The 18,020-nt window shown below is 67.0% G+C and carries 14 protein-coding genes; 7 read left to right on the forward strand and 7 right to left on the reverse strand.

Features of this window, described 5'->3' with window-relative positions:
• Window positions 1–28: 28 nt before the first annotated feature.
• Genes SLQ33_RS18030 through SLQ33_RS18040 form a run of 3 tightly spaced genes read left to right on the forward strand, consistent with a single transcriptional unit; the run spans window position 29 to window position 2,848 of the window.
• Window positions 29–1,045 carry a proteasome assembly chaperone family protein gene (locus SLQ33_RS18030; RefSeq protein WP_413467657.1) on the forward strand — a complete coding sequence of 339 codons (1,017 nt, stop codon included), beginning with the start codon at window positions 29–31 and terminating at the stop codon, window positions 1,043–1,045.
• A gap of 27 nt (window positions 1,046–1,072) precedes the next feature.
• A complete protein-coding gene (locus SLQ33_RS18035; RefSeq protein ID WP_319455232.1) occupies window positions 1,073–2,107 on the forward strand; it encodes an alpha/beta hydrolase in 1,035 nt (344 codons plus the stop codon).
• A 42-nt stretch (window positions 2,108–2,149) separates the two neighbouring features.
• Entirely contained in the window at window positions 2,150–2,848 is a 699-nt protein-coding gene (locus SLQ33_RS18040; protein WP_319455233.1) for a PhzF family phenazine biosynthesis protein, read from the forward strand.
• Window positions 2,849–2,855: 7 nt separating this feature from the next.
• Here SLQ33_RS18040 and nrdR read toward each other — a convergent pair whose 3' ends face one another.
• Both nrdR and SLQ33_RS18050 read right to left on the reverse strand, forming a co-directional pair.
• The gene (gene nrdR / locus SLQ33_RS18045; protein ID WP_319455234.1) at window positions 2,856–3,320 is read right to left on the reverse strand and encodes a transcriptional regulator NrdR; all 465 of its coding nucleotides are present in this window, start codon (window positions 3,318–3,320) and stop codon (window positions 2,856–2,858) included.
• 87 nt (window positions 3,321–3,407) lie between these two features.
• Complete coding sequence (locus tag SLQ33_RS18050) at window positions 3,408–3,863, reverse strand: LysM peptidoglycan-binding domain-containing protein (protein ID WP_319455235.1); 456 nt, start codon at window positions 3,861–3,863, stop codon at window positions 3,408–3,410.
• A 189-nt stretch (window positions 3,864–4,052) separates the two neighbouring features.
• Between SLQ33_RS18050 and lexA the strand changes: the two genes are divergently transcribed.
• A complete protein-coding gene (lexA, locus tag SLQ33_RS18055) occupies window positions 4,053–4,733 on the forward strand; it encodes a transcriptional repressor LexA (RefSeq protein ID WP_319455236.1) in 681 nt (226 codons plus the stop codon).
• 12 nt (window positions 4,734–4,745) lie between these two features.
• On the opposite strand, the gene SLQ33_RS18060 is transcribed toward lexA, so the two are convergent.
• Entirely contained in the window at window positions 4,746–6,713 is a 1,968-nt protein-coding gene (locus SLQ33_RS18060; RefSeq protein ID WP_319455237.1) for a hypothetical protein, read from the reverse strand.
• A gap of 214 nt (window positions 6,714–6,927) precedes the next feature.
• Window positions 6,928–8,079: an acyl-CoA dehydrogenase family protein gene (locus SLQ33_RS18065; RefSeq protein ID WP_413467666.1), complete on the reverse strand. Its 1,152-nt coding sequence runs from the start codon at window positions 8,077–8,079 to the stop codon at window positions 6,928–6,930.
• Between the two features lie 158 nt (window positions 8,080–8,237).
• On the opposite strand from SLQ33_RS18065, the gene SLQ33_RS18070 reads away from it, so the two are divergent.
• The gene (locus SLQ33_RS18070; protein WP_319455239.1) at window positions 8,238–10,559 is read left to right on the forward strand and encodes a molybdopterin guanine dinucleotide-containing S/N-oxide reductase; all 2,322 of its coding nucleotides are present in this window, start codon (window positions 8,238–8,240) and stop codon (window positions 10,557–10,559) included.
• Between the two features lie 25 nt (window positions 10,560–10,584).
• Window positions 10,585–12,174: a hypothetical protein gene (locus tag SLQ33_RS18075; protein ID WP_319455240.1), complete on the forward strand. Its 1,590-nt coding sequence runs from the start codon at window positions 10,585–10,587 to the stop codon at window positions 12,172–12,174.
• Between the two features lies 1 nt (window position 12,175).
• On the opposite strand, the gene SLQ33_RS18080 is transcribed toward SLQ33_RS18075, so the two are convergent.
• On the reverse strand, window positions 12,176–13,057 hold the full coding sequence (locus SLQ33_RS18080) for an alpha/beta fold hydrolase (RefSeq protein WP_319455241.1): 882 nt from the start codon (window positions 13,055–13,057) through the stop codon (window positions 12,176–12,178).
• A 325-nt stretch (window positions 13,058–13,382) separates the two neighbouring features.
• Here SLQ33_RS18080 and SLQ33_RS18085 point away from each other — a divergent pair, with 325 nt between their 5' ends.
• Complete coding sequence (locus tag SLQ33_RS18085; protein ID WP_319455242.1) at window positions 13,383–15,761, forward strand: putative bifunctional diguanylate cyclase/phosphodiesterase; 2,379 nt, start codon at window positions 13,383–13,385, stop codon at window positions 15,759–15,761.
• Here the strand turns inward: SLQ33_RS18085 and hflX are convergent.
• Window positions 15,703–17,100: a GTPase HflX gene (gene hflX, locus SLQ33_RS18090; RefSeq protein ID WP_319455243.1), complete on the reverse strand. Its 1,398-nt coding sequence runs from the start codon at window positions 17,098–17,100 to the stop codon at window positions 15,703–15,705. The genes SLQ33_RS18085 and hflX overlap by 59 nt on opposite strands.
• Window positions 17,101–17,151: 51 nt before the next feature.
• The gene (gene dapF, locus SLQ33_RS18095; protein ID WP_319455244.1) at window positions 17,152–18,018 is read right to left on the reverse strand and encodes a diaminopimelate epimerase; all 867 of its coding nucleotides are present in this window, start codon (window positions 18,016–18,018) and stop codon (window positions 17,152–17,154) included.
• Window positions 18,019–18,020 lie beyond the last annotated feature (2 nt).

The raw sequence follows: 18,020 nt of genomic DNA on the forward strand, positions 1-18,020 counted from the left end.
TGTGGGGTACGCACTGGCAACTTCGCCGATGTGCGCGACACTAGAGGTCACGAGGAGGCAGCAGATGGCTGATCACGCGGATACCCCAGAGCCGCACTACCAACCCGAACAGACCGGGATGTACGAGCTCGAGTTCCCCGCGCCGCAATTGTCCGCAGGGGACGGCCGCGGCCCGGTGATGATTCACGCCCTGGAGGGGTTCTCCGACGCTGGTCACGCCATCAAGCTTGCGGCCACGCATCTCAAGGACACGCTCGACACCGAGCTGGTGGCCTCGTTCGCCATCGACGAGCTCCTCGACTACCGCTCCCGGCGGCCGCTGATGACGTTCAAGACCGACCACTTCACGGACTACGACGACCCCGAGCTCAACCTCTACGCACTTCACGACAGCGTCGGCACCCCGTTCCTGCTGCTCGCGGGCATGGAACCCGATCTGAGGTGGGAGCGGTTCATCACGGCGGTGCGACTGCTGGCCGAACGGCTCGGGGTACGCCAGGTCATCGGACTCGGCACCATCCCGATGGCCGTCCCGCACACGCGTCCCATCACGATGACGGCACATGCCAAACACAAGGAGCTCATCGCCGACCATCAACCGTGGGTCGGGGAGGTGCAGGTGCCGGCAAGCGTGTCCAACCTGCTGGAGTACCGGCTGAGCCAGCATGGCCACGACGCCTTGGGGTTCACCGTGCACGTCCCGCACTACCTGGCCCAGACGGACTACCCGCCGGCCGCGGAGGCGCTGCTCGGCGAAGTTGCCAGAGTGGCTGCGCTCGATTTTCCGCTCGCCGAACTGACCAAGGCGGGTGCGGAAGTGCACGACAAGATCAACGAGCAGGTGGAGTCCAGCGCCGAGGTCGCTCAAGTGGTGACGGCGCTGGAGCGCCAGTACGATGCGTTCGTCGCCGCTCAAGAGAACAGGAGCTTGCTGGCGCGTGACGAGGACCTTCCCAGCGGGGATGAACTCGGCGCCCAGTTCGAACAGTTCCTCGCCGAACAGGGCGGTGGCGAGTTCACCGGGGAGGACGACGCAGCGCCCTGACCAGGCCCGACAGTGAAGTTGGCGACCATGACCGATTCGAAGACCAAGCGAAAGCCCAACCTGCGCACGGTGCGCGAACTCACGCCGACGCTGCAATACCGCACCATCCACGGTTACCGCCGCGCGTTCCGGGTGGCCGGGTCCGGGCCAGCGATCCTGCTCATCCACGGCATCGGCGACAACTCGACGACGTGGAGCACGGTGCAGTCCAAGCTCGCGCAGCGGTTCACGGTCATCGCCCCGGACCTACTGGGGCACGGCAAGTCCGACAAGCCACGCGCCGACTACTCGGTGGCCGCCTACGCCAACGGCATGCGGGATCTGCTCAGCGTGCTCGACATCGAACACGTCACGGTGGTCGGCCACTCGCTCGGCGGCGGGGTCGCCATGCAATTCGCCTATCAGTTCCCGCAATTGGTGGAACGACTGATCCTCGTCGGCGCGGGCGGGGTGACCAAGGACGTCAACATCGCGCTGCGCATCGCTTCGGTGCCTCTCGGTAGTGAGGCGCTCGCAGTGCTGCGGCTGCCGCTGGTACTTCCCGCGCTCCAGGTGGTCGGGCGCATCGGCGGCGCCCTGTTCGGGTCGACAGGCGTCGGCCGCGACATCCCCGACGTGCTGCGGATTCTCGAGGACCTGCCGGAGCCCACCGCGTCGGCGGCGTTCGCGCGCACCCTACGCGCCGTGGTGGACTGGCGCGGTCAGGTCGTCACGATGCTCGACCGATGTTATCTGACCGAATCCGTACCCGTGCAACTCATTTGGGGCTCTCGCGATTCTGTGATCCCGGTCGCCCACGCTCGAATGGCACACGCCGCGATGCCCGGCTCCGAGCTCGAGGTCTTCGAGGGCTCCGGCCATTTCCCCTTCCACGACGACCCGGACCGCTTCGTCGAACTCGTCGAGAAGTTCATCGACGGGACCGAACCCGCGGTCTACGACCAGGACGTCCTTCGGAATCTGCTGCGCACCGGCATCAGCGAAGGCGGCCTCACCGGCTCGATCGACACCCGCGTCGCCGTGCTGGACGCGATGGGTCACGACGAACGCAGCGCCACCTGACCGAACGGCGGCACGCCTCCGCTACCCGGTAGCGTTTAACGCATGGCCATCGATGTGAGCGTGCTACGGGTCTTCACCGACTCCGCGGGCAATTTCGGGAACCCCCTCGGGGTGATCGACGCAAGCCTCGTCGCACCTGCCGATCGGCAACGCGTCGCCACCGAATTGGGTTACAGCGAATCGATTTTCGTCGACCTGCCGCAACCGGGCACCCGTACCGCCACGGCGCACATCTTCACTCCGACCACCGAGTTGCCGTTCGCCGGACATCCCACCGTCGGGGCGTCGTGGTGGTTGAAGGACCGCGGGACGCCGATCAACACGCTGCAGGTGCCTGCCGGTGTGGTGCAGGTGGAATACGACGCGCGTCCAGACGGCGAGTTCACGGTGGTCAGGGGGCGATCCGACTGGGCGCCGGACTTCTCGATCTACGACATGGATTCGGTGGCGGACGTGTTGGCGGCCGATCCCGACGACTACGGCGACGACGTCGAGCACTACGTCTGGGCCTGGATCGACCGCGAGACGGGGACGATCCGGTCTCGAATGTTCGCTAGCCACCTCGGAATCACGGAGGACGAGGCGACCGGGGCCGGTGCCGTACGCATGACCGACTACCTGAGCCGCGACCTCGAGATCACGCAGGGCCAGGGGTCGCAGCTGAGCACCCGGTGGGATCCGGAGGGATGGGTGAGGGTCGCAGGCCGCGTCGTCGACGACGGGGTGCGCACGCTCGACTGACCGGCGCCTAGCCCGTGGTTGGTACTTCGCGGTGGGCGCGCAGCGCCTCGATCTCGCGTTCGAAGTCGGCGGCCGATGAAAACGACCGATAGACGGATGCGAACCGCAGATAGGCCACCTCGTCGAGGTCGCGCAACGGCCCCAGAATGGCCAGCCCGACTTCGTTGCTGGGCACCTCGGCGGATCCGGCGGCGCGCACCGCGTCCTCCACCTGCTGCGCCAACAGGTTCAGCGCGTCGTCGTCGACGTCGCGGCCCTGGCACGCCCGGCGCACGCCCTTGATGACCTTCTCCCGACTGAACGGCTCGGTGACGCCACTGCGCTTCACGACCGCCAGCACGGCGGTCTCCACGGTGGTGAAGCGGCGGCCACACTCCGGGCAGGAGCGGCGACGCCGGATCGCCTGACCCTCATCGGTTTCGCGCGAGTCGACCACCCGGGAATCGGGATTGCGGCAGAACGGACAGTGCATCACCGCTCCTTCGCCGCGTGCGCCTACGGGGGACGCATACGAGCGTACCGATGCACGGCACCACGTTTCACGGCGCATGTCGACCGATCAGCCGACGGGGGCAATCAAGGTCTGACCGGCGTCCACCGCAGCCGAATCGAGTTCGTTCAACTCACGGATCTGATCGACCATCGCGCCCGTCGGCGCATCCGGCGCAATCCGCTGCGCGAGCTGCTGCAGCGACTCACCCGACTGGACCTGCACCACCGCCAGGCGGCTGGGCACCGATGTGGTGGTGTCCGCCGCGTCGACGGGCGCACCGAGCTGGGCCACCAGCCCAAGCCACACGGTGATCGCAGCGGCGATCAGTGCGAGCACGACCGTGGCTGCGGGGGTGATCGGGCGGCGACGGTGCGATGCACGCGACATCAGCACGCCGGTGCCGCGGTACGGCAATGCAGCCCCGGGCGGGCGGTGCGCCCGGGGCCGGCGGCGTACGTCCCGGGCCGGCCGCACGGGACGGACGACGAGGTCAGTGGGGTTCTCGCGGGTGATGATGGTCATCTTCGGTGGCCTTCCTCGGTAGGATTATTCGCTCCTGTGTTCGAACCATAATCGCTCACGTGTTCGATTGGTAGAACATGTGATCGAACTGTTGCAAACGATAACCGGGGGCACCGACAAGAAAATCCCGGCGACACGCCCTCGAACACATGTTTGATTCTCGGGCCACATGCGACTACATTCGCCGCCATGAGTGACAGCAGTGACGACACCGGTTCACGACGCGATGCGGGGCTGACCGAGCGTCAGCGCACCATCCTCGAGGTCATCCGCACCTCGGTCACCACTAGGGGTTATCCACCGAGCATCCGCGAGATCGGCGACGCGGTCGGGCTCACGTCCACCTCGTCGGTCGCCCATCAGCTGCGCACGTTGGAGCGCAAGGGCTTCATCCGGCGCGACGCCAACCGTCCGCGCGCCGTCGACGTGCGCAGCCCAGACGAGGTGGCCAGTGCCGTAGTGACCACCGACCTCGCCGGGTCGGACGCGCTACCCGAGCCGACGTTCGTCCCCGTGCTCGGACGCATCGCCGCCGGCGGGCCGATCCTGGCCGAGGAGGCCGTCGAAGCCGTCTTCCCGCTGCCCCGTGAACTCGTCGGCGAGGGCTCGCTGTTCCTGCTGAAGGTCGTCGGTGAGTCGATGATCGACGCAGCGATCTGTGACGGCGACTGGGTCGTCATCCGTCAGCAGAACGTCGCCGACAACGGTGACATCGTGGCCGCGATGATCGACGGCGAGGCCACGGTCAAGACCTTCAAGCGCACCGGAGGTCAGGTGTGGCTGATGCCGCACAACCCGATGTTCGATCCGATTCCCGGTAACGACGCCGCCATCCTCGGCAAGGTCGTCACCGTCATCCGCAAGGTGTAGGCCCGCCCGGCTTCAGCCCTTCACGAATCCATTCGTCAACGCGAATTCCTCACTGGCGAACCAGATTTCAGCGCGCACGTGCTCGTAGGGCCCGCTGCCCGGCGTCCAGTACAGACCCGACCTTGTGTCGGCCTTGATGGGATAACCGTCCGGCGCGTGGAACCCGTCCTCCGTCGCCAGCCGCAGCGATGTCTGCGCGGGTGCGGGCTCGTCGATACGGATGGCCGCGTGCCTGCCGCTCGGCGGCCCACTGTCGGGTTCTTCGTCTTCGTCTTCGTCATCGTCGTCGTGGTCGTACTCGAGGGGAAGTTCCGGCTCGGGTTCGATCAGTGTCGGAGCGGTGTCGATCGCGTCCTGATCGTCCGAGAGTCCCGCGGGCACGACGGGCACGGCGGGGTCCGACGGGTCCGAAACGGCGTGGCCGCGGTCGGTCGGCATCGCCCACATGCTCGCCGGCGCGTAGCGGCCGTCGTCCTCGCGAACGGGCAGCGGACCGGACTCGAAGTCGTGGTGAGCCGCCGTGTCGAGCTCGTCGTAGTCGTAGTCGTCGTCGAAGTCGTCATCGTGGTCGCGATCGTCGAAGTCCTCGGCGAACGGGTCCACCGAACCCCCGTGGTCGCGGCGACGTCGGTTCAGCAGCACCCCGATCAGGATCGCGACGAACAGCAGCGCGATGGGGACGATGGCCAGCAGCCACCACTTGTGCCACTGGTACCACTTCTCGCCGCCCGACTCGGAGACGTCGCCGGGGGCGGGCGCCTGTGGTGCCTGCAGTCCGGGCACCTTCAGGCCGGCCAGTTGCGCCGCGAGGTTCGCCGGTTCGGTGCTGAACTCGCCTGAGGTCTTGTCCCACGAGATCGCCCCGCCGTTGAACTTCTGCGTGACGACGTCGCCGTTCTCGGTCTGATCCGCGGTCGGTGCGCCAAGTTCACCCGTTGCACCGCCCAGCTTGGCCCACGCGGCGTTCATCGCACCGCGCACGATGACGGCACCGAAGTCGGGCGTCCAGAAGATGACCGGCTGATCGGCAGCGGCGAAGCTCACGATGGTGCTAGTGGGTGCGAGGCCGCCGTCGGCTTCATTGCTGGTCGGGAAGCCGAGGTCGCCCTGCGGGCCGCCCACGCTCTCGTACTTCGCGAGGACCTGACCGGTGACGACGTTGGCGCCGGTGGCGGGACTGTAGAAGATCTTGCCGCCCGCGTAGTTCTGCCCGAGTCCGTCGGCGCCGATCTGGTACTGGTCCCCCTGCTGCGCACCCAACGGCCCCATCGGGCCACCGGCCGCCCGGCGCGCGGCGTAGATCGCCGACGTGGCGTCACCCGGAACCACCAGGCCCGCAAGCTGACCCGCCAACTCGGGCGGGGTCGTCGTGAAGGCGCCGGTCTTCCGGTTCCACGACACCTGACCACCGGTGAAGTCCTGGCTGACCACGTCGGCGCGGTATACCTCGTCTTCCTTCGGCACGCCGAGCACCCCGGCCGACCCGCCGAGCCTGTCCCAGGCCGCGTTGATGGGACCACGCACCACCTGTGCACCGGTGTCCGGCGTAAAGAAGATGACCGGGTTGTCGGCCGCGCTGAACGTGGTGTTGCGACTGCCCGGCGCCTTGCCTGCGCCCTCGTCGATGTTCGGGAAGCCGAGATCACCGTCGACGGGCCCACCGAGCGACAGGTACTTGTCCAGGATCGCGCCCTGCATGATGTGCGCTCCGGTCTCGGGCGTGAAGTAGATCCGGCCGAACGCGAAGTTCTGACCGAAGCCGGCGCCGACCGGATAGACGCCGCCATCCTTGCCGCCGAGCGTGCCCGTGGTTCCGCCGCCGGCGTCCCACGCCGCAGTGATCGCGGCGTCGGCGTCGCTCGCCGGATCGGCCGACGCCATGGGAACGGTCGGCACAAGGAACGCGACGGCGACCGCCATCACGAGGCCCGCCGTTGCGCGCGCCATCGTCGTGCCCGCCAGTGTTCGCAGCCCGGTCATCAATCCTCCCCGCGAGCGGTGCAAGGTGCCCCGTCAAGTGTCGCGCCCGTCAACTTTGCTTTAGTCGACGTCCATCTTGAGGGATATCCAACCCGTCCCGGCAATGTGTCGCACCAAGGCACCCAGCATGGCGGGTGCCGGGACCGCCTCGTGACGGAACTTCGGCCCGGCCCAAACCGCCCCGAGTTCGGTCGTGCGCGAGCCAGCCGAGGCGCTAAACGCCCAGGCTACGGCCGATGATCTCCTTCATGATCTCGGTCGTCCCGCCGTAGATCGTCTGGATGCGCGAGTCCAGGAATGCCCGCGCGACGGGATACTCGCGCATGTACCCGTAACCGCCGTGGAGTTGCAGGCAGCGGTCGTTCAACCGCACCTGAGCCTCGGTGGAGTACCACTTGGCCATCGCGGCCTGCTCGACGGTCAGCTTCTCCTCGAGGTGCAACTTCAGGAACTCGTCGACCATCATCCGCACCACGGTGGCTTCGGTGGACAGCTCCGCGAGCGTGAATCGGGTGTTCTGGAAGCTGCCGATCGGCTTGCCGAACGCCTTGCGGTCCTTGGTGTACTGCAGCGTCTGCTCCAGCACGGCTTCCATCCCCGCGGCGGCCATGACGGCGATGCTGATGCGTTCCTGCGGCAGGTTCTGCATCAGGTAGACGAAGCCCTGACCCTCCTCGCCGAGCACGTTCTCGGCGGGCACCAACACGTCGGTGAACGACAGCTCCGCGGTGTCCTGCGCCTCGAGACCGATCTTGTCCAGGTGGCGTCCGCGCTCGAAGCCCTCCATGCCGCGCTCGACGACCAACAGCGAGAAGCCGAGTGCGCCCTTGTCCGGGTCGGTACACGCAACGACGATCACGAGGTCGCTGTGAATGCCGTTGGTGATGAACGTCTTCGAGCCGTTGAGCACCCAGCTGCCGTCCTCCTGCTTGACGGCGCGGGTTTTGATGCCCTGCAGGTCGCTTCCGGTGCCGGGCTCCGTCATGGCGATCGCCGTGATCAGTTCCCCGGAGCAGAAGCCCGGGAGCCAGCGCTGCTTCTGCTCCTCGGTCGCCAGCCGCAGCAGGTACGGCGCGATGATGTCGTTCTGCAACGGGAACCCAAGCCCGCTGAAGCGGCGCGCGGTGGTCTCCTCGGTGATGACGACGTTGTAACGGAAGTCGTCGTTGCCTCCACCGCCGTACTCCTCGGGCACCGCCATGCCGAGGAAGCCCTGCTTGCCCGCCTCGAGCCAGACGCCGCGATCGACGATCTTGTCCTTCTCCCACTGCTCGTGGAACGGCGCGACGTGGCGCTCGAGAAAGGCGCGATACGAGTCGCGGAAAAGTTCGTGTTCGGGTTCGAACAAGGTGCGCTCGTACTTGATGACCTGGCTGGAAGAGCCCACGGATGACCTCCGGATCGGCGATACGGGATGTGCCTCCGACCCTATACCACCCAACCGGATGGTTGATACCCGCGGTACCGGTACCGCGGCGAACGCTGGGGACCACGGGTTGCGGGCCGCCTCCCTAGACTTGGGGCATGCCGCCGACTCCGACGAGCCTCACCCATTGGGGCGCGTTCACCGCCGACGTCCAGGACGGCGACATCGCCTCGGTACGACCGTTCGACGGCGACGCCGACCCGTCACCGCTACTCGGCAACCTGGTGGGCTCCATTCGCCACGAGTCCCGCGTCGCGACGCCGGCCATCCGCCGCGGCTGGCTCGATGACGGCGCAGGCCCGAGCACTCGACGGGGTTCCGACGAGTTCGTCGCCGTGTCATGGGACGAACTGACCGAGCGGCTGGCCGACGAACTCCGCCGCGTCGTCGACACCCATGGCAACGAGGCCATCTACGGCGGCTCCTATGGCTGGGCCAGCGCGGGCCGCTTCCACCACGCTCAGAGCCAGGTGCACCGATTTCTCAAACTGCTTGGCGGCTACACATTTTCGCGTCACTCGTACAGCCTCGGCGCCACCGGCGCCATCATGCCGCGCGTCGTCGGGACCCACGACGACCTCTTCAGGCGATCGACCAACTGGCAGGTGATCGTCGACAACACCGACCTGATGGTCTGCTTCGGTGGAGTGGCGCTGAAGAACTCAGCGGTCAATGCCGGTGGCACCACCGAACATCCGTCCCGTGGCTCCATGGATCGACTGCGCGAACGCGGCGGGAAGGTCGTGTCGTTCAGCCCGCTGCGCGACGACGTCGACGGCGAGTGCGAGTGGTTCGCGCCGGTGCCCGGCACCGACGTCGCCATCATGCTGGCCTTGGCGTACGTGCTCGCCACCGAGGGGCTGGCCGACCGCGACTTCCTGGACCGCTACTGCGTCGGATATTCGCGATTCGAGCGCTATCTACTGGGAACCGATGACGGGGTGGCGAAGTCGCCGGAGTGGGCCGCGAAGCTCAGCGACCTGCGTGCCGACGACCTCACCACACTGGCACGGCGGATGGCGGCGGGCCGAACGATGGTGACGGTCAGTTGGTCGCTGCAACGGATCCGCCATGGCGAACAAGCGCCGTGGATGGGTGTGACGCTGGCCGCCATGCTCGGCCAAATCGGGCTGCCCGGAGGGGGTTTCGGGCACGGCTATGGCTCACAAAACGAAGTCGGCATGCCACCGCTGCGGTACGGACTCCCGACCTTCCCACAAGGCGCGAACGCGGTGCAGACCTTCATCCCGGTCGCCGCGATCAGCGACATGCTGCTGCACCCCGGCGAACGTTACGCATTCAACGGCAGCACACTGACCTACCCCGACATCAAATGCGTGTACTGGGCCGGCGGCAATCCGTTCCACCACCATCAGAATCTTCCGAGGTTGCGACGGGCGCTCGCCCGCGTCGACACGGTCGTGGTGCACGACCCGTATTGGACGGCGATGGCCAAGCACGCCGACATCGTGGTGCCCTCGACCACAAGCTTCGAACGGGACGACTATTCGGGCTCCCGCAACGATCCCCTGCTGATGGCGATGCCCGCGATGGCTCCGGCGTATGCGGAATCGCGCGACGACTATCAGAGCTTGAGCGCGCTTGCCGACCGACTCGGCTTCGGCGACGCGTTCACCGAAGGCCGCACGCCGCGCCAGTGGTTGGCGCACATGTACGAAAAATGGTCGGCTGGACTGGATTTCAGCGTCCCCTCGTTCGAGGACTTCTGGGCCCGGGGACAGCTGCGGCTGCCGACCGAGGCCGGACTGACGCTGTTCGCCGACTTCCGGGCCGACCCGGAGGCGCACCGACTGGCCACTCCCAGCGGCAAGATCGAAATCTTCTCCGACACGATCGACGGGTTCGGCTACGACGACTGCGGCGGACATCCCACCTGGTACGAACCCGACGAGTGGCTGGGTGGCCCACGCGCGGAAAGCTATCCGCTGCTGTTGCTCGCAAACCAGCCGGCCACCCGCTTGCACAGCCAACTCGACAGCGGCGCCACCAGTCAGGCTTCGAAAGTGCAAGGGCGCGAACCGATCCGCATCCATCCCACCGACGCCGTCGACCGCGGCGTTTCCGACGGCGACGTCGTACGCGTGTTCAACGACCGCGGCGCGTGCCTGGCCGGGGTCGTCGTCGACGAGGGCCTGCGCCCGGGAGTGGTACAGCTGTCGACCGGCGCCTGGTATGACCCGCAGGACGCGGGCGATCCGGATGCGATGTGCGTGCACGGCAACCCCAACGTGCTTACGTCGGACACCGGCACGTCGTCGTTGGCCCGCGGGTGCACCGGCGCGCACGTGCTCGTCGAACTCGAGAAGTACACCGGCGCACTGCCTCCGGTGCGAGCCTTCGAACCGCCTGCGTTGATCGCCAATTCTTCGAACACTTCCCACACGGTCGGCGGCGGGTAATACTTCTGCGATGGGTCTTTGGTCGATGTACGTCAGACAAAAGACGAAGAAATGGGATCAGAAGTCGCCGGAGGAACAAGCCGCCATCGTGGCGAAGATGAACGCGCGGCAGCAGGCGAACGCGGGGCGTGTTGAAGCGGCCACCCAGAACATCGACGCGGAATGGGAACGCTCGCGCGCCGAGCACCAGGCGCGGCTCGACAGCCAGGTACTCGGGGGGCCGGCCGGCGCTCACTTCTGGGGCACGGTGCCCGACGTTCCCAGGCCGAGTGAGGTGCTCCGCGCTCCCCCCAGCATCGCCGACGAATTCAAGAAGTCCTTCCGCGACCTCAAGGAGACGGCCGCTACCCTCGCCGACCCGAAGGGACTGTTGGGGATCGGCAGCGAGTTCGGCCCCGATCTCGACCCCGACCAGCGCCGACTGATCGTCGATGGCGAGCGCGCGGCCCGTGATGCCGCCCGACGCCCGTACCTGGCCCACGATCGAACGCCGCCAGTGCTGACAAGGATCGCGACCCGCGGCAAGGCCCAGTTCGACGACCTCGCCGCCTATCTGGCACACACCGGGCTGGCCGCTCGACCCGATCTCGTCTTCGGCGTGTACCGCGTGCCGGATCGGCTCGACCCGAAGATGCCTGGCCCCGAATCGGGCCGGGTCGTCGAGTGGGACGTCGTCCACGCACCAACTCCGGCGCTGCCGCCCGCGGCACCGCCCCAGCGGGTCCGCTTCGACGGCGAGGCGCGCTGGGTCAGCCGCCGCAAGGGCGATCCAGCGGTGCTCGACGAGGATTTGGCACTCGCCTGGATGGCGGCGTCGGGAATCCGGCCGGGCCAGTGTCTCGGCATCGCCCGCGAGGTCGTCATGCAAGGCACCGACAGCTGGCTCGGGGGCAACGAGCTAGACAACGAGTCCTCCGACGTCTACGCCAGGGTGCTGGGCGTCAGCGTGCTGCACACCGCGGGCACCGCGCCCCAACCGACGACCGCGTTCGAGGTTCCATTCGAAGGCGTTGCAGGCACGCACGTCGAGGTGCTCAACTGGGCGGCGGTCGCCCAAGCGGTTCATCCCCGGCCGCAGCGCCTGCCGGAGGCACCGTCGCCATTTCCCTATCTGCCGTCGACGCCGCAGGAGGTGCTGACGGCGTACCTCGAGATCGTCGGCGTGCGGCCCGCGGACTGTTTCGGCGCGGCGGTGACCATCGATCGCTTCTCCGAGTGCCGCGAGATCCGCAACATCCGGGAGGAACAGCTCTCGATGGCGAACCTGAAGCTGACGGACGCGACGAAGCTGCCCTGCGCAGACGGCACGTACCGACGGCGTCTGCACGGCGGCACCCGGGTCGTGATCAGCTACCTGGACAGTCCGGCCTACGCCGAGGGACGCCAGCGCTGGCTGGCCTACCAGCGGGACGTCCTGTTCGCGCGGATGCACCAGAAGACCGGGGCGCGGCGCCCGATCGCCGATGGCTACGACGATCTTGGGCGCGTGGGCGGCGTGCTGCGTCAGGTCGAGCGGATCGACAACGCGGTCGACCGGATCGCGAACCTGCGCTCGAACGACCCCGCCTACATACGCTTCCGCGACCAGGCGCGCTACTGCATGCCGTTCGCCTGAGTCAGCCGAGCGCAGACCGCAGCTCGTCCGCGAGTTGTCGAGGCGCGTCGATGGTGAGCATGTGGTTCGCGCCGACCATCAGATGCGTATGAACGTTCGGTATCAGCTTCTGCGCCCTCGCAATCGCGGCGCGAGGCCCACCACGATAGATGACTTCGCGATCCCCGATCACGACCGTCGTCGGTGCGCTTATCCGCCGCAACACGTCGTCGGAGAGCACCGTCGGCGCCACCAGCCCCGGGGGAATGGATCTGGATCCGGATAGCAGCGCCGTAATGATCAGATCTGCGGTCGGATCCGATTCCACGTTCGGTGTACTCGACAACCACTGCACGAACCGCCGAGCCCGTTCGGGTGAACTCAGCAAAAGAGACGTGAACACTCCGCGGTAGAACTCGACGACGATTGGTGCGAACGTCGCCGCCGGACACAGCAAGACGAGGCGATTCACGAGCTCGGGTGATTGCACTGCGAGATTGGCGGCAAGCCAACCGCCATACGAGAGGCCCACGACCCTTGCATTCTCGACACCGAGCGCTGCGAACACCTGCTTCAACCAGGTGACCAGGTTGGCCTTTCCGAAGATCCGCCTACTGGCAATGCTCTTGTTGCCTTCGATGATCGTGTCGACGCAGTAGCAACGGTAGGTCGCGCTGAGCTCTTCGATGACCGGCCGCCACATCACCGCCGTGGCGGCCGCGCCGTGGAGCAGCACCAGCGGCGGCGCGGATGCGGGCCCACTCACGATCACGTGCGTCGTGCCGAATTCGGTTCTGACATCGCGCTCTTCGCAGGGAACCGGCCAGTCAGCGACCACCGCGTCGTACTTCGCGATGAATCGCGCCCGCAACTCTGGAGTACGGAACGGATCCAGGTTCGCCACGCCGCCGATGCTAGCGGCATGCGTGCGACGAGAGCCACCACATGGTTGCCAAACTCACCGACGTCTGCACGCGCCTGAGCACGTATCGTGCCCGGACGTCGTGTGAACAGCGGGCAGTTTTGCGCATTTCCCACGCTCAACCCCGATGTGCTGTACTGATACGGGCGCGACTGTCATCTGAGGACGCAAGTTCGTGAGTCAATCTGGGGGCGGGGCTATGATTTGCCACAAGATCAGGATCAGGTCTAGGTGGAAGCCCCGATCCCGGCGCCCGATGCCACCCGACCCGAACGAGCATCGGGCGGCTCGGGGATGGTGCCGGCCAGTGCAGTTCGTCCTACTGGCGGTCATCGCAACGTATCTGTGCACAGCTTTCCCGCAAGTTCGTGGAAACCGCGACTACTCGTGGTGGATCGACGGGATCTGGCAGAACCTCGCCTACTGGTCCGCCGCCGCCCTGTGCCTGCTGCGAATTCGTCCGTCGAGTCCCGACCGCAGGGTCTGGCTACTCATAGCGGGAGCCGTGGCGTTATGTGCGGCAGCAAACACCTATTGGAGCTGGTTCATCCAGCCGATGGTCTCAGAACCCTTTCCGACCCTTACCGATGCGATGTGGCTGGCGTACTACCCGTGCGTCTTCCTGGCAGTGCTCGTGCTGGTGCGGTCCCGCGTCGACCATGTCCCACTGAGTATTGGGTTGGACGGACTCGTGGTGGCATTGGGCAGTGCGTCGATCGTGGGTGCGCTGGTACTGCCCGCATCGTTGTCCGAGCTGGGTGACGGCGTCATCGCGATAGCGATCACTGTGGCGTACCCGATTCTGGACGTCGCACTGCTAGCATTCATCCTCGCCGCGTGCGCCGTATTTCGGTGGCGCCCGCCGCCTGGATTGTGGTGGCTCTTTTTCGGGTCGGCAATGTTCGCGTTCGCTGACTCGGCCTATCTGACTCAGGCCGCTGAGGACACCTATCAGTTCGGTGGATTCGTCGACGGAACCTCAGTGCTCGCGATCACCGTGGTGGCCTTGGCGCCAGGACGACATCGCAGGCCGTCGATCACCCCAGCGCCTCGCGGCGTGTCCCTGGTCGTTCCGCTGTCCGCCACCTGCTCGGGTCTCGTCATCCTGATCCTCGACGACAAGATCGAGATGTCCGTGGCCGTAACGTATCTCGCGATCGCAACGGTGTTGGCGGCGATGTGCACTGCCTTGGTCGCGTACTGGGAATCGGGTCCGGCCGGTGAGCACGCCCACCTGGCGCGGACCGATGACCTGACCGGGCTTCCCAATCGACGTGGCTTCTATGCCCGCGCGGGCTCACTGCTCGCCGACGTACGCGACGCCAGCACGTCTCCGTCGCCGACCCTGCTGCTGTTGGACCTCGACCACTTCAAGGATGTCAACGACTCCTTGGGCCACGCCGCGGGTGACGAGCTGTTGCAGATCGTCGCCGCCCGACTGAATGACAGCCTCCGCGACGAAGACCTACTCGTCCGGCTCGGAGGCGACGAGTTCGCGGTGTTGCTGCCCGATGCCGGCACGGCAGGCGCTACCAAGACGGCACGTATGTTGCTTTCCGTCGTGGAGAAACCGATTCCACTGGAGGGGCTGCGCGTTCAGGTGAACGGCACCATCGGGATCGCCAACAGCCCCAGACACGGACGAGATGTCGGCACGTTGCTCCGCCATGCCGACATTGCGATGTACCGCGCCAAGCGACAGCAGGTCGGCTTCCTCGTGTACACGTCCGAAGTCACTGGCGACGGAACGCCCGAAACCACGCGGGCGGGCATGCGGCTACTCGATCAACTGCGCACGGCAGTCGAAAACCGCGAACTCTCCGTGCACTACCAACCCAAGGTCGAGCTGCGGTCGGGCGCAGTCGTCGGCGTCGAGGCGCTAGTCCGCTGGGATCACGTCGAGCATGGGCTGATGCTGCCGGAGCAGTTCCTGCCGGTCGTGCAACAGAACGGGCTCATGCAAGCGATGACGACGGTCGTCCTCGACCAAGCGCTCGATGACGCCGTGCTCTTGCGCGAACACGGCTTCCCGCTGACCGTCGCCGTGAACCTGTTCCCGCCGAGCCTTGGGGATCTCGATCTACCGGTGCAGATCGCGGACGCACTGTCGCGCCGCGGCCTGGACGCGGGCACGCTGGTCGCCGAAATCACCGAAGACTTCGTGCTGGGGAACCAGACCCGCGCGCTCAAGGTGCTCCACGAACTGCACGCGTTGGGCGTCGGCATCGCCATCGACGACTTCGGGACGGGTTACTCGGCGCTGTCCTACCTGCGCGAGCTACCCATCGACGAAGTCAAGGTCGATCGTTCCTTCGTCGCAACGATCACCACGGATTCCCGCGCCGCCGCAATAGTTCGTACGATCATCGACCTTGCTGGCACCCTGGGTTTGACCGCCGTGGCAGAAGGGGTCGAAAACGTGGAAACTGCCATGGCACTGAGCGCCTACGGCTGCGACGTGGCACAAGGCTTCTTCTGCGGTCGGCCGATGACGGCCGACGAACTACTCAGCTATCTTGCTGCACCAACGGACGCGCTAGCGTGGCTCGCGGAATGCAGTCATGGTCTCGGTGAGCTGGACGTGCGCTATTCGGCCGCCTCCGGGCACCGAGAGGCGATCGTGGGACCTAGAATGTCGCGAACTCGCGAAGGCTGGCCGCCAACGCAATTGGCACCCGGGCCTTGACCCGGGTGCCCTGCTCGGTGTGTTCAGTGGCATCGACGTGACCGTCGGCGTGCACGCGCGCGACCACGTCGCCGCGGTCGTAGGGAATGGTCACGTCGACCGTGATGTCGGTGGGGACGACGAGCTCACCCATCCGCTGGCGTAGCCGCTCCAGCCCGTCGCCGGTGTGTGCCGAGACGAACACGGCATCGGGTAGCGCGCGGCGCAGTTGCGCCAGCATCAACCCGCCGGCCGCGTCGGTCTTGTTGACCACCAACAACTCCGGCGGCGGAGCGATGTCGTACTCGGCCACCACGTCGTTGACGACTCGGCGGACGGCGTTGATCTGGGCCAACGGGTTGACGTCGGAGCCGTCGACGACGTGGACCAGCAGGACGGCGTCGACGACCTCCTCCAGCGTCGACCGGAACGCCTCGACCAGCTGCGTGGGCAGGTGGCGGACGAAGCCGACGGTGTCCGTCAACACGAACGGCCGCCCGTCGTCGAATTGCCCACGGCGCGTGGTGGGTTCGAGTGTGGCGAACAACGCGTTCTCGACGAGCACGCCCGCGCCGGTGAGCGCATTGAGCAGGCTGGACTTCCCCGCGTTGGTGTAGCCGACGATCGCCACCGACGGCACCTCGCTGCGGCGCCGCCCGCTGCGCTGCGTGTCGCGGATCTTCTTCATGTCCTTGATCTCGCGGCGCAGTTTGGCCATCCGCTCGCGGATGCGGCGCCGGTCGGTCTCGATCTTGGTCTCGCCGGGACCGCGCGTGCCCACGCCGCCACCGCTGCCGCCCGCGCCGCCACCCTGGCGGGACATCGACTCGCCCCAGCCGCGGAGCCTGGGCAGCATGTACTCCATCTGCGCGAAGGCCACCTGGGCCTTGCCCTCGGCGGACGTGGCGTGCTGGGCGAAGATGTCGAGGATGAGCGCCGTGCGGTCGATGACCTTGACCTTGACGACCTTCTCCAGCGAGTTCAGCTGGGCGGGGCTCAGTTCGCCATCGCAGATGACGGTGTCGGCGCCAGTGGCGACCACGATCTCGCGCAGCTCCTGCGCCTTTCCGGAGCCGATGTAGGTGGACGGATCGGGCTTGTCGCGGCGCTGGATCAGTCCTTCGAGCACCTCGGAGCCCGCCGTCTCGGCCAACGCGGCGAGCTCGGCCAGGCTGGCGTCGGCGTCGGCGGCGCTGCCGTCGGTCCACACGCCGACGAGCACGACGCGCTCGAGGCGCAGCTGCCGGTATTCGACCTCGGAGACGTCCGTGAGTTCGGTCGAGAGGCCAGCCACGCGGCGCAGGGCGACGCGGTCTTCGAGGGCGAGTTCGCCCGTGCTTGGGATGTTGGGTTCAGTCATGTATGTGGAGATGTTGCCCCTTCGGGGTGTCTTCGTGCATTCGATTTATCGCTACTGGGCCTGCCACCAGGCGTCGGAGAGCGCGCCGCTAGCCACCAGCACCGATGGTCCGCGCAGGTAGCTGGTGGCGTCGGTGATCGTCACGGCGACCTCACCGCCGGGGATGCGCACCCGCAGCGCCCCGGTCGAGGCTCCCTGGTGTGCCAGCGCGGCGAGCGCGGCGGCGACGGTTCCGGTTCCGCACGAACGGGTTTCGCCGACCCCGCGTTCGTGGACGCGCATGGACACCGCGCCGTCGACCGGTGCGGTGAGCACCTCGACGTTGACGCCGTCGGGGAACTGTTCGCCGTCGAACTGGACCGGCGCGGCCACGTCGAGGCCGGCGAGTTCATCGGCGGTCAAGGTGGCATCGACACAGGCGAGATGAGGGTTGCCCACGTCGATGGCCAGGCCGGTGAACGTGCGCCCACCCACCGTGGCCGAGCCGGGGCCGAACTGGTTGGCCTTACCCATGTCGACGGTCACGTCCGCGGACAGCGCGTCGGCGGCGTGCAGGACGACGGGACGTGGCCCGGCGAACGAGCCCACCACAAACTCGTCGCGCTGCTCGAGCCCGCTGGCGCGCAGGTAGTGCGCAAACACGCGCACCCCGTTGCCGCACATCTGGGCGATGGAGCCGTCGGCGTTGCGATAGTCCATGTACCAGTCGCCGGGCTGCACGCCCTCGGGGATGCGGTCGAACACTCCGGCCGACAGCGCCGCCTGGGCCGTCGTCACGCGAAGCACCCCGTCGGCGCCCAGCCCGCGGCGCCGGTCGCACAGCGCGGACACCGCTTCGGGCGTGAGCACCACGCGGGCATCGAGGTCCGGCAGCACGACGAAGTCGTTCTGCGTTCCGTGCCCCTTGGCGAACTTCACCT

The organism is Mycobacterium sp. RTGN6 (genome assembly GCF_033804605.1).
Classification (GTDB): Bacteria; Actinomycetota; Actinomycetes; order Mycobacteriales; family Mycobacteriaceae; genus Mycobacterium.